Here is an 11737-nt window from a genome sequence, read left to right as displayed (position 1 = left end):
CCGGGCTTCGGACCGGGCCGACCTGATGCAGGAACTCGACGACGTGATTTCCGACACCGTGGCCGGCGACTCGCCCAACCCGATGGACACGACACAGGCCAGCGAACAGGCCTGGGCCCTGCATCAGTGCCTCGGTCAGCTGGAACACAAACAGCGTGAAGTGGTGAGCCTGGCGTACCTGCGGGATTTGAGCCATGGCGAGCTGGCCGAGCAGCTGAAGCTGCCCTTGGGTACCGTTAAAACCTGGATCCGGCGCGGACTTGAACAGCTTCGCGGCTGCATGGCGAGGTTCGCGTAATGAATATCCAGAACAACCCCGCCCTGATGGACCAACTGGCGGCCAGCTACGCGCTGGGCACCTTGCGCGGCGGTGCGCGTCGCCGGTTTGAGACGCTGGCACGTGACAACGCGACCTTGCGTGCTGCGGCGCTGGTCTGGCAAAGCCGGCTGTCTTCGGTGGCTGAGCTGCAGCCGCAGGCGGCGCCCAGCCCCGCCGTGTGGAAACGCATTGAAAACCTGGTCAGGGCCGACAAGGAGGCGCGTGCCATGCAGGCGGCGCGGGTCGCTCCGAGTGCCATGGTTTGGTGGTCCAGCCTGAGCCTGTGGCGCGGCGGGGCTGTGGCGGGCGCACTCGCGACTGCGGCGGCGGTTGTCGTGGGGCTGAACGTGAACGGCCGGCTGAGCGGGCAGGTGAGCGAGCTGACCGCCAAACTGACAGCCACCCCCGAGATCGAATACGTGGCCGTGCTGACCGATGACAAGGCTGCGGCGTCGCTGCTGGTGACGTTTGACCCGAAGAACAAAACGCTGGTGCTCAAGCGTGTAGGTGGTTTCAGGGAGCAGCCCGACAAGTCCCTGGAACTCTGGGCTTTGCCGCCCGGCGCGGCGCCCAAATCGTTGGGTGTGATGAGTGCGGACCCCGTGGTTCGCCTGACGGCCGCRGGYACCKACATGCGYCAGGTGCCGACGCTGGCGATCACGCTGGAGCCCAAGGGTGGCGTGCCGCCGGGCAGCGGGCCGACCGGGCCGGTGCTGTTCAAGGGTGCCCTGATTGAAACGCCCAAATAGCAACAGTCGAATATTCGCGGACAGCAAAAAGGGGCGTTGACAACGCCCCTTTTTTGTTCAGCCCGCCAGTTGGTCTTAGCGCCAGTGGTGGTGGCCATAGCCCCGGCTGTAACCGAAGTTCAGCGAAAGGCCGATGGGCGCGTAGTAGGGCTGGTAATAGGGACGGGGGTAGTAAGCCGGGTAAACCACCGGCTGCTCCACATAAGTCACAGCAGGCTGGACGTACACCGGTTGGGGTGCCGGCTGCACATAGGTCTGGGGCTGCTGGGGCGCAGACTGGAAGGTCTGCGGCGCCGGTGCCATGGCGCCGACCGGTGTGACCTGCAGGCGCACATACTGGCCAGGGTCGGTGGCCATCTGCGTGCTGTACTGCGTGCCCTGGTATTCGTACACCACGTTGTAGTGGCTGGGGCGGTTTTCGTAATAGGTTTGTGTCGTGCACTGCTGCACGTTTTGAACCTGGTTGTTTGAGCCTTCGATGCGGTCGCCAACGATGGCGCCGCCTACCAGCCCGATCATGGTGGCAACCGCACGGCCGCCGCCATTGCCGATGGCGTTACCGGCTGCACCGCCCGCAAGGGCGCCCATCAGCGCACCTGCGCCCGAATTCGGTTGCTGGACAACGACGGGTTGGTTGCTGCAGACCTGGCGCGGTACGGCCACTTGCTGCACCACCGGCGTGCTTGAAATCACCCGGGCCAGGATGTCCATGGCGGAGGCGGGTACAGCWGCCAACCCGGAGGCGGCAGCAAGAGCRGAGAGAACAAGCGCTTTTTTCATGATTCAACCCTTTTCAGCACGTGGCTGAAGTTGCACCGCCAAAGGGCTCACCCTGGTCGGGTGATGGCTCGGGTGGCAAACGTAATTTTAGTAAGTCAGAGTCATTTTGGGGCGCGGAGTTCGGTAAATCGACGGTAAAGCTGCCCTTTTAATCCCGTTGGAGGCAAAACAGGCTGCAAAACGTAACCGGTCGGCCTGCCGTGCGTTCAAACCCTCGCAGCCCAGCCTGGGGCGTCAAAACCGACGGTGATGTCCTTGCCCCAGTCCACCACGGGCCGCTTGATGACGCTGGGGTTGGCGAGCATCAGCGTTTGGGCGCTGGCGCTGTCATGCACGCCTGCCTGCAACGCCGGATCCAGCTTTCGCCAGGTGGTGCCCTGGCGGTTCAACAGCTTTTCCCATCCTGCCGCCTGGGCCCATCGCGCCAGCTGGTCGGGCGGCACGCCCTGCTTCTTGAAATCGTGAAACTGATAGTCGACACCTTTTCCGCCGAGCCATGCGCGGGCCTTTTTGACGGTGTCGCAATTGGGGATGCCGTAAAGAATGATCATGGCCTGATTTTCGCAGATTTAAGGTAAATAGGCCTTCCGGCCAAGCGGGACTTGCGCAAGCCGCTATCAAATTGGTAGCGTTTCTGCGAAGGCAGGCAAGGGCCTGGACGCGTAGGCGAGCCTTTTGGCAAGGCTGGAATAATGAAGAACGCCGACCGGCCCAATTTTTTTGTATGGATGCCTTGCCTCATGACCGCTGCTTCAGCCACGCGCACTGCCCCCGCCGTTCTTTACCCGCCTCTCGAACCTTTCCGCACGGGCATTCTTGAAACCGGTGACGGCCATTCGGTGTATTGGGAGCTATGCGGCAACCCCCAAGGAAAGCCGGCGGTGTTTTTGCATGGTGGTCCGGGCGCGGGCTGCTCGCCCGAGCATCGCCGCCTGTTTGATCCCGAACGCTATTGCATGCTGCTGTTCGACCAACGCGGCTGCGGCCGCTCCCGACCCAGTGCCTCACTGGAAAACAACACGACCTGGCACCTGGTGGCCGACATCGAGCGCTTGCGCACCCTGCTGGGTGTGGAGCGCTGGCTGGTGTTCGGCGGCTCCTGGGGCAGCGCRCTGGCRCTGGCTTAYGCSCARGCCYATCCGGCCCGMGTGTCGGCGCTCATYGTGCGGGGCATYTTTGCGCTGCGCCGCGCCGAGCTGCTCTGGTACTACCAGGAGGGGGCGTCCTGGTTGTTCCCTGATTTGTGGGAAGAATTCGTCAAACCCATTCCCCCGGCAGAGCGCGGCGACCTGATTGCCGCCTACCGCAAACGCCTGGTGGGCGCTGACCGCGCCGCGCAACTGGCGGCTGCCCGCGCCTGGAGCCTGTGGGAAGGCCAGACGATTACCTTGTTGCCCGACCCGTCCTTTACCGCGCAGCACGGGGACGACGCCTTTGCGCTGGCGTTCGCCCGCATCGAAAACCATTATTTTGTGCACGCCGGATGGCTCGAAGAGGGCCAGTTGATCCGCGACGCGCACAAGCTGGCCGGGATTCCCGGCGTGATCGTGCAGGGCCGCTACGACGTGGCCACGCCGGCCAAAACCGCGTGGGACCTGCACCGCGCCTGGCCGGAGGCTGAATTCCACATGGTCGACAACGCCGGCCACGCCTTCAACGAACCCGGCATCCTGCGCCAGCTTATAGCCGCCACCGATCGCTTCGCCGCTTGACCCCCGCTTTTTTTCAGCAGGGGCCGCGGTCCGGCTTTGCCGGCCGCAGGCGTCGCCCCTGCAAGGGGGAAGACGCTACACGCAAGTGAGCGTCGACGGGGTGTGCAACCCCCTGCGACAATGGTGGGCTGTATGGAACAACCGCAACTCAACACTCTCGATGATTGGCTCGCTTACTGCGAGCATCTGCACCCCGTCGGCATCGACATGGGCCTGACGCGCATCAGCGCTGTGGCCAGGCGCATGGGCCTGGCCTTTGGCTGCCCCGTCATCACGGTGGCCGGCACCAACGGCAAAGGCTCGACCTGCGCGATGCTTGAAGCCATCTTGCTGCAGGCCGGCTACCGCACCGGCGTCTTCACTTCGCCGCACCTGGTGCATTTTGAAGAGCGCTGCCGGGTGCGCGGCGACATCGTCAGTGCGGCAGACCTGGTGACCCAGTTCGCGCGCGTCGAGGCGGCGCGCACGCAGGGCGGTGACGCGATTTCGCTCACTTACTTTGAATTCACCACACTGGCCATCCTGCAACTGCTGGCCGACGCCAAACTGGACGTGGTCATCCTTGAAGTCGGCCTGGGTGGCCGACTGGACGCAGTCAACATGCTGGACGCCGACTGCGCGGTGATCACCAGCATCGACCTGGACCACATGGAATACCTGGGCTCCGACCGTGAAAGCATTGGCCGCGAAAAGGCCGGCATCATGCGCGCCGGGAAGCCGGTCATCGTGAGTGATCCGGTGCCGCCGCAAAGCATCATTGATTACGCCGCCGCAGTAGGTGCTGACTTGTGGCGCTTTGGTACGGACTTCAATTTCTCGGGCGACAAGCAGCAGTGGGGCTGGGCAGGGCGCGGGCGCAGGTATGCCGGGCTGGCGTATCCGGCGCTGCGCGGCGCCAACCAGCTTGTCAACGCTTCAGGCGTGCTGGCGGCGCTGACGGCCTTGCGTGAGCGCCTGCCGGTCACCGCCCAGGCGGTGCGCAACGGGCTTTCGATGGTCGAGTTGCCGGGGCGCTTCCAGATCGTGCCGGGCCAGCCCACGCTGGTGCTGGATGTGGCGCACAACCCCCATTCGGTGGCTGCGCTGGCCGAAAACCTCGATGCCATGGGCTTTTACCCCTGCACACACGCCGTGTTCGGTGCCATGGCCGACAAAGACCTGGCTCCCATGCTGGCGCGGGTGTCACCGCTCATCGATAAGTGGTATTTCACCGATTTGCCGACGCCGCGGGCCGCTTCTGCCGAGGATTTGCAGGTCAGGTGGACGGCGGCCAATACCCGGCCTGATGCAAGCGCCGGCACTTACAAATCCCCCGAAGCGGCGCTGCAGGCGGCGGTCAGGGCCGCAACCCCCGCTGATAGAATTGTCGTGTTCGGCTCCTTCTACACGGTGGGCGGCATTTTGAAGGACGGTGTGCCGCGTCTTTCGGCCCCGCACCTGGCCACCTGATGCAGGACAAACCGGCCCGTTGAAGTATTCAGAGGGGCCGTCAGCCTACGTTCACCGTTAACGTCACCCCTTATCGGATCCAAGCCACACCATGCCGTTTTTCAACTTCCGCCGGGGCGGCTCCAACGCTGCCTCCAATGCCGGGTCAGCCGCTCAAACGGAAAGCGTGGAAGTGATCCGCAAGCGTGCCAAACACCGGCTGATCGGTTCTGCCGTGCTGGTGCTGATCGGCGTGTTGGGTTTCCCGCTGTTGTTTGACACCCAGCCCAGGCCCATTCCGGTCGACATCCCGATTGAAATTCCCGGCAAGGGCACGGTCAAGCCCCTGGTGATTCCCGGGCCTGGTGCCCCTGCAGCCACTTCCGCATCTGCCCCCAAGGTGGCCGACAAGCCCGCCGAAAAAGTAACCGCTGACGCCAGTCTGGCGCCAAAGGAAGAAATTCTTTCATCAAAACCGGCTCCAGCCCTTGCTGCATCTGCGCCAGCAGCTATCAAAAATGAAGCAAAACCGGAAACCAAACCCGAGGTGAAGCCCCCGGTCAAACCGGAACCCAAGCCAGCCAAGCCCGCTGCGAACGATGACGCCACGCGCGCCGCCGCGCTGCTGAACGGCACCGCTGTGCCGGCCGCCAAACCGTCTGCCAGCGAGGCGGATGGCCGTTTTGTGGTTCAGGTCGGCGCGTTTGCCGATGTGGCCAAGGCCCGCGAAGCGCGCCTGAAGGTGGAAAAGGCAGGCCTCAAAACCTATACACAAGTGGCGGAAACCAAAGACGGCAAGCGCATCCGGGTCCGCGTGGGCCCGTTTGCCACCAAGGCCGAGGCCGACAAGGCGGCGACCAAGATCAAGGGCCTTGATTTACCCGCTGCCATCCTGACCTTGTAATTAGTAGTTTCGTGACGGCTGTTGACTGGATTTTGCTGGGGGTGCTGGGTTTTTCCATGCTGTTAGGCGCATGGCGCGGGCTGGTGTATGAGGTGTTGTCGGTGCTGGGCTGGGTGGTGTCGTTTTTTGTGGCGCAATGGTTTGCGCCCGACCTGGCCAYCCGCTTGCCAGTGCAGTCTGCTTCTGACCCGGTGCGTTATGCGGCGGCGTTTGTGCTGATCTTTATCGCCGCCGTGTTCGCGGCAGGGCTGCTGGCCTTTGTGGTGAAGAAGCTGGTAGCTGCCGTCGGCCTGGCGCCTGTGGACAGAGTATTCGGAGCCGCTTTTGGTGTGTTGCGCGGAATTGTTTTGCTGCTGGCCGCGACCGTTGTGATCGACATGACGGCGCTGAAGTCCAGCAGTTGGTGGCGGGAATCAAAGGGCGCGCCGGTGTTGACGGCCACGCTCAAGGCCCTGAAGCCGGTATTGCCCGAACAGTTTGCCAAGTATTTAATTTAACTTTGAAGAGTCAACTCATCATGATCGGAACACCATGTGCGGGATAGTCGGCGTCGTCAGCAAAGCCCCGGTCAATCAACTGATTTATGACGGCCTGCTGCTGCTGCAGCATCGCGGCCAGGATGCTGCGGGCATCGTCACGCAGCAGGGGCGCAAGTTCTACATGCACAAGGCCAAGGGCATGGTGCGCGATGTGTTCCGCACCCGCAATATGCGCGCACTGCCGGGCACGGTGGGCCTGGGCCAGGTGCGCTACCCAACGGCAGGCAACGCCTACAGCGAAGACGAGGCCCAGCCGTTTTACGTCAACGCGCCGTTCGGCCTCGTGCTGTCGCACAACGGCAACCTGACCAACGCGGCCGAGCTGAAGGCCGAGCTTTTCAATACCGACCATCGCCACATCAACACCGACAGCGACTCTGAAGTGCTGCTCAACGTGCTGGCGCACGAACTCGAAAAAACCACACGCGGCCTGCCGCTCAAGCCGGTTGATGTGTTCGCCGCCGTGCGCGGTGTGCACAAGCGTGTGAAGGGCTCTTATGCCGTGGTGGCGCTGATCGCCGGCCACGGCCTGCTGGCGTTCCGTGACCCGTTCGGCATCCGCCCGCTGTGCATAGGGCACGGGCAGAACGAAGACGGCACGACCGTGATGGTGGCCAGCGAATCGGTGGCGCTGGAAGGCACTTCGCACCAGTTCGAGCGCGACATTGCGCCGGGTGAAGCCGTGTATGTGGACCTGGAGGGCAAGGTGCACGCCGAGCAGTGTGCACCCAACGCCAAGCTCAACCCCTGCATCTTCGAATTTGTGTACCTGGCGCGCCCCGACTCGGTGCTGGACGGCATCTCGGTCTATCAGGCCCGCCTGAACCTGGGCGAGACGCTGGCCAAACGCGTGGTCTCCACCGTGCCACCCAGCGAGATCGATGTGATCATCCCGATCCCCGAATCCAGCCGGCCGAGTGCCACACAGCTCGCACACTTGCTGGGCATTCCTTACCGCGAAGGTTTCGTCAAGAACCGTTACGTGGGCCGCACCTTCATCATGCCGGGGCAGGGCGTGCGAAAGAAGTCCGTGCGCCAGAAGCTCAACGTGATTGCCAGCGAATTCAAGGGCCGCAATGTGTTGCTGGTCGACGACTCCATCGTGCGCGGCACCACCAGCCGCGAGATCGTGCAGATGGCGCGTGACGCGGGCGCGCGCAAGGTTTACCTTGCCAGCGCTGCGCCGCCGGTGCGCTATCCGAACGTGTACGGCATCGACATGCCTACGCCTGATGAGCTGGTGGCCCATGGCCGCACGATTGAAGAAATCCGTGAAGTCATTGGCTGCGACGCGCTGATCTACCAGGACGTGGAAGGCATGAAGCGCGCCATAGGCTCGCTCAATGGCAAGCTCGACGGCTTTGACGCCTCCTGCTTTGACGGCGTTTACATCACGGGCGACGTRACTGCAGAGACCATCGCCGCGATGAATTCCCAGCGCGCCGATACCGCCGAGAAAATCGGTGAAGACGGTGACGTGGACGTGTCCCGCCTGGCGCTGCCCAATCCGCAAGAAGCCTGAGCATGACGAAAAGAAAACTGCCTGACAACCTGCACCGCGATACGCTGGCCGTGCGCGTGGCGCTGGAGCCCAGCCAGCACGGTGAAAACTCCGAAGCGCTGTACCTGACCAGCGGCTTTGTGCAGCCTGATGCCGAGACCTCGGCGCGGCGTTTTGCCGACCCGACAGAAGGCTACACCTACGGCCGCACGTCCAACCCGACGGTTACAAGCTTTGAACGTCGCCTGGCCGCGATGGAGGGCACCGAAGCCGCCATCGGCGCCTCGACCGGCATGGGCGCGATCCTGATGATGTGCATGGGGCTGTTGAAGTCCGGCGATCACGTCATTTGCTCGCGTTCGATGTTTGGCTCGACGATCGCCTTGATAGGCCGCGAGTTCGGGAAGTTCGGCGTTGAAACCACGTTTGTGTCACAGACCGACGTGAGCGAGTGGAAGGCTGCATTGCGACCCGGCACCAAGCTGCTGTTTGCTGAAACCCCGACCAATCCGCTGACCGAAGTCTGCGACATCCGGGCACTGGCTGATCTGGCGCACAGCGTGGGCGCCTTGCTTGCGGTGGACAACTGCTTTTGCTCACCGGCGCTGCAGCGTCCGGTGGAATTCGGCGCCGACCTCATCATGCATTCCGGCACCAAATACCTGGACGGCCAGGGCCGTGTGATGGCGGGTGCGCTCTGCGGCTCGTCCAAACTCATCGTTGATGTGTTCGGCCCGATCGTGCGCACCGCCGGCATGACGCTCGCGCCCTTCAACGCCTGGGTCGTGCTCAAGGGACTGGAGACATTGAACATCCGCATGCAGGCACAGAGCGCCAACGCCTTGGCCGTTGCCAGGTGGCTTGAAACGCAGCCTGCGGTTGCGCGCGTTTATTACCCCGGTCTTGAATCGCATCCCCAGCATGAGCTGGCCATGCGCCAGCAATCGGGACTGGGTGGCGCGGTGCTGTCGTTTGACGTGCGTGGAGACACACCGGAAGCGGCACGCGCCAATGCCTTCAAGGTGATCAACAGCACGCAGGTGCTCAGCATTGCGACCAACCTGGGTGACACCAAAACCATCATCAGCCATTCCGCCACCACGTCGCACGGGCGCCTCAGCGAAGAGCAGCGCCAGGCCGCCGGCATAGGCCAGGGCCTGGTTCGCGTGGCCGTCGGGCTGGACCACGTAGACGACATCAAGGCCGACCTCTCCCGCGGCCTGAGCCTTATCGTATGACTGCCTCAATGACCCAAAAAACAAGAACCCGTTTCGCTCCTTCCCCGACAGGATTCATCCACCTCGGGAATATCCGCTCAGCGCTGTACCCCTGGGCTTTTGCGCGCGCCACTGGCGGTGACTTCGTTCTTCGCATCGAAGACACCGATGTCGAGCGCTCCAGCCAGGAAGCCGTCGATGTGATCATCGAAGGCATGCGCTGGCTGGGCCTGAACCACGACGAGGGCCCGTTTTTCCAGATGCAGCGCATGGACCGCTACAAGGCCGTGCTTGCGCAGATGCAGGTTGATGGCCTGGTCTACCCCTGCTACATGAGCGTGGCCGAGCTCGACGCCCTGCGCGAAAAGCAGATGGCCGCCAAGGAGAAGCCGCGTTATGACGGCACCTGGCGCCCGGCGCCCGGCAAGACCTTGCCGCCCGTGCCCGAAGGCGTGCAGCCGGTGCTGCGCTTCAAGAACCCGCAGGGCGGCAGTGTGGTCTGGGACGACAAGGTCAAGGGCCGCATCGAGATCAGCAACGACGAACTCGACGACCTGGTGATCGCGCGGCCCGACGGTACGCCGACCTACAACTTTTGCGTGGTGGTCGACGACATCGACATGGCCATGACCCACGTGATCCGCGGCGACGACCACGTGAACAACACGCCGCGCCAGATCAACATCTTCAAGGCCCTGGGTAAAGAGCCTCCGGTGTACGCCCACCTGCCGACCGTGCTCAACGAGCAGGGCGAAAAACTCAGTAAGCGCAACGGCGCCAAGCCGGTGACGCAGTACGCCGCCGAAGGTTATTTGCCCGACGCCATGGTCAATTACCTGGCGCGCCTGGGCTGGAGCCACGGCGACGACGAAATCTTCAGCCGCGAGCAATTCATTGAATGGTTCAACCTTGATCACCTGGGCAAGAGCGCCGCGCAGTTCGACGAAGCCAAGCTGCGCTGGGTCAATGCCCAACACCTGAAGGCCACTCCTGATGACACACTGGCAACGCTGGTGCAGCCCTTCCTGGCTGCCCAAGGCATTACCGGCGTGGACCCGGTATGGGTGACGCGCGGTTGCGGGCTTTTTAAAGACCGCTGCAGCACACTCGTAGAGCTGGCCGGCTGGCTGCAACTGCTGGTGACCGGGGGCAAGCCCAGTGCTGAGGACATCAGCACGCACGTCACGGAGGCAGTGCGCCCGGCCATTGCAAAACTGAGCAGTTCCCTGGTGGCCTGCGAGTGGAGCAAGGCCGCGATCTCGGCCGCCATCAAACAGGTGCTGGCCGACACCGGCCTGAAGATGCCGCAGCTGGCAATGCCCGTACGCGTGCTGGTCATGGGCACGCCGCAAACCCCGTCCCTCGACGCGATTCTGGAGCTCATGAAGCGCGAAGATGTGGTCTCCCGGCTCAAGCTTGTTTGAGGATTTGAAATAGGCCAATTTTTCGGGCTATAATTCAAGGCTCGACAATTGCAGGGAAACCTCAATAACTTGACGGGGGTATAGCTCAGCTGGGAGAGCGCTTGCATGGCATGCAAGAGGTCAGCGGTTCGATCCCGCTTACCTCCACCAAAAGTTAAAAGTTAGTCGGGAAGAATTTGAAGTTTTGTGGGCCCATGTGAAAGCAGGGGCTCATCCGGAAGTTCCAAGGTTTTGACCCTATCGTCTAGAGGCCTAGGACACCACCCTTTCACGGTGGCTACAGGGGTTCGAATCCCCTTAGGGTCGCCAGCATTCATCGCACCTTGTGTGTGATGTCCAAGGCGCAAGTTGACAACCGCCGGCCCGCAAGGGCCAAGCGACTTGGCTCGAAAGAGCGAATGTTGTCACTACCAGGAGTGGTAGTTCAGTTGGTTAGAATACCGGCCTGTCACGCCGGGGGTCGCGGGTTCGAGTCCCGTCCACTCCGCCAGTTATGCTTGTAAGTTGTTGATTGGTAAAAGCTTTTTACTTTATCACTTCTCAACTAGCAAAGCAACTATCAAAAGCCGCTGCGATTTCGCAGCGGCTTTTTTATTGCCCATAATCATTCGCGGGGGAACTGCAATGAATGATGACAGCGAGACCGCCAAGACTGCAGCTAAAGATGCCGTCCAGCGAAAGATTGGTCGAAACCTACTTCTCTATCAGCAGATCGAGGGGCATCTGAAATTTGTACTGGCGAACGCGAGGGCTTCGGGCACCTTGAACGAGCTAGCGCAGTTTAGGGAGGATCGAAGTCGCAAGATCACAAAGCAAATGCTTGGGCTGCTGGTTGAACAGTTTCTAGATGACATTCTGTCGGACGAGGCCGAGAGCTCGGCGGAACCCACGCAACTGGACAAGCCTTGGGTGTCTTTTTCATTTCGGCTCCAGGTGGACCAAGAGGCCCGTGAGCTTCATCGAAAGAACTGGGAGCTGATGGTCGAGCAGCGCAACCATCTCGTCCATCATTTTCTTGATCGCATCGCGCCCAATACGCTCGAAGCTTTTCTCGAAGCGGACGCGTTTCTTGAGGAGCAATATCAGAAAGCGTTGCCCACTTTCCATGTGTTCTCGGGATTTTCGCGAGCTCTGCAAGAAACAATGCGCGATCTGTCCGCTTTC

At 62.1% G+C, this 11737-nt stretch carries 12 protein-coding genes and 3 tRNA genes; 13 read left to right on the top strand and 2 right to left on the bottom strand.

The window, feature by feature from the left end; translation table 11 throughout:
* Nucleotides 1-298 (top strand): RNA polymerase sigma factor (locus AC1D1P_RS05480; protein WP_477672323.1); only part of this gene is annotated, 298 nt, incomplete at its 5' end.
* Nucleotides 298-1068 (top strand): anti-sigma factor, encoded by a 771-nt coding sequence (locus AC1D1P_RS05475; protein WP_477672322.1) that lies wholly within the window; start codon nucleotides 298-300, stop codon nucleotides 1066-1068. The genes AC1D1P_RS05480 and AC1D1P_RS05475, both read left to right, overlap by 1 nt.
* Nucleotides 1069-1143: 75 nt before the next feature.
* On the opposite strand, the gene AC1D1P_RS05470 is transcribed toward AC1D1P_RS05475, so the two are convergent.
* A complete protein-coding gene (locus AC1D1P_RS05470) occupies nucleotides 1144-1848 on the bottom strand; it encodes a glycine zipper 2TM domain-containing protein (protein WP_477672321.1) in 705 nt (234 codons plus the stop codon).
* Between the two features lie 206 nt (nucleotides 1849-2054).
* Nucleotides 2055-2399, bottom strand: coding sequence for an ArsC family reductase (locus AC1D1P_RS05465; protein WP_477672320.1), 345 nt, complete (start codon nucleotides 2397-2399; stop codon nucleotides 2055-2057).
* A gap of 189 nt (nucleotides 2400-2588) precedes the next feature.
* On the opposite strand from AC1D1P_RS05465, the gene pip reads away from it, so the two are divergent.
* The 11 genes from pip to AC1D1P_RS05410 form a co-directional block, all read left to right on the top strand.
* A complete protein-coding gene (gene pip / locus AC1D1P_RS05460; protein ID WP_477672319.1) occupies nucleotides 2589-3560 on the top strand; it encodes a prolyl aminopeptidase in 972 nt (323 codons plus the stop codon).
* A 132-nt stretch (nucleotides 3561-3692) separates the two neighbouring features.
* Nucleotides 3693-5009: a bifunctional tetrahydrofolate synthase/dihydrofolate synthase gene (gene folC, locus AC1D1P_RS05455; RefSeq protein WP_477672318.1), complete on the top strand. Its 1317-nt coding sequence runs from the start codon at nucleotides 3693-3695 to the stop codon at nucleotides 5007-5009.
* A gap of 91 nt (nucleotides 5010-5100) precedes the next feature.
* The gene (locus AC1D1P_RS05450) at nucleotides 5101-5892 is read left to right on the top strand and encodes an SPOR domain-containing protein (protein ID WP_477672317.1); all 792 of its coding nucleotides are present in this window, start codon (nucleotides 5101-5103) and stop codon (nucleotides 5890-5892) included.
* An 11-nt stretch (nucleotides 5893-5903) separates the two neighbouring features.
* Nucleotides 5904-6389, top strand: a complete 486-nt coding sequence (locus tag AC1D1P_RS05445; RefSeq protein WP_477672316.1) for a CvpA family protein — start codon at nucleotides 5904-5906, stop codon at nucleotides 6387-6389.
* 34 nt (nucleotides 6390-6423) lie between these two features.
* Complete coding sequence (gene purF, locus AC1D1P_RS05440) at nucleotides 6424-7953, top strand: amidophosphoribosyltransferase (protein ID WP_477672315.1); 1530 nt, start codon at nucleotides 6424-6426, stop codon at nucleotides 7951-7953.
* Between the two features lie 2 nt (nucleotides 7954-7955).
* A complete protein-coding gene (locus AC1D1P_RS05435) occupies nucleotides 7956-9170 on the top strand; it encodes an O-succinylhomoserine sulfhydrylase (RefSeq protein WP_477672314.1) in 1215 nt (404 codons plus the stop codon).
* Between the two features lie 8 nt (nucleotides 9171-9178).
* Complete coding sequence (gene gltX / locus AC1D1P_RS05430) at nucleotides 9179-10573, top strand: glutamate--tRNA ligase (RefSeq protein WP_477672313.1); 1395 nt, start codon at nucleotides 9179-9181, stop codon at nucleotides 10571-10573.
* A gap of 74 nt (nucleotides 10574-10647) precedes the next feature.
* Nucleotides 10648-10723, top strand: a tRNA-Ala gene (locus AC1D1P_RS05425).
* An 83-nt stretch (nucleotides 10724-10806) separates the two neighbouring features.
* Nucleotides 10807-10882: transfer RNA gene (locus AC1D1P_RS05420), tRNA-Glu, on the top strand.
* A gap of 104 nt (nucleotides 10883-10986) precedes the next feature.
* Nucleotides 10987-11063 (top strand) — tRNA-Asp (locus AC1D1P_RS05415).
* Nucleotides 11064-11197: 134 nt separating this feature from the next.
* Nucleotides 11198-11737 (top strand): hypothetical protein (locus tag AC1D1P_RS05410; protein ID WP_477672312.1); only part of this gene is annotated, 540 nt, incomplete at its 3' end.

The organism is Polaromonas sp. P1_E1_2, from assembly GCF_056406035.1.
Note: the sequence above shows the minus strand (reverse complement) of the source record. Positions and strands in the feature narration are given on the sequence as shown.

Excerpts from the sequence above, each read along its gene's own strand:
- AC1D1P_RS05465 (WP_477672320.1), bottom strand. The coding sequence starts at position 2,399 with ATGATCATTCTTTACGGCATCCCCAATTGCGACACCGTCAAAAAGGCC.
- folC (WP_477672318.1), top strand. The coding sequence starts at position 3,693 with ATGGAACAACCGCAACTCAACACTCTCGATGATTGGCTCGCTTACTGC.
- AC1D1P_RS05450 (WP_477672317.1), top strand. The coding sequence starts at position 5,101 with ATGCCGTTTTTCAACTTCCGCCGGGGCGGCTCCAACGCTGCCTCCAAT.
- AC1D1P_RS05435 (WP_477672314.1), top strand. The coding sequence starts at position 7,956 with ATGACGAAAAGAAAACTGCCTGACAACCTGCACCGCGATACGCTGGCC.
- gltX (WP_477672313.1), top strand. The coding sequence starts at position 9,179 with ATGACCCAAAAAACAAGAACCCGTTTCGCTCCTTCCCCGACAGGATTC.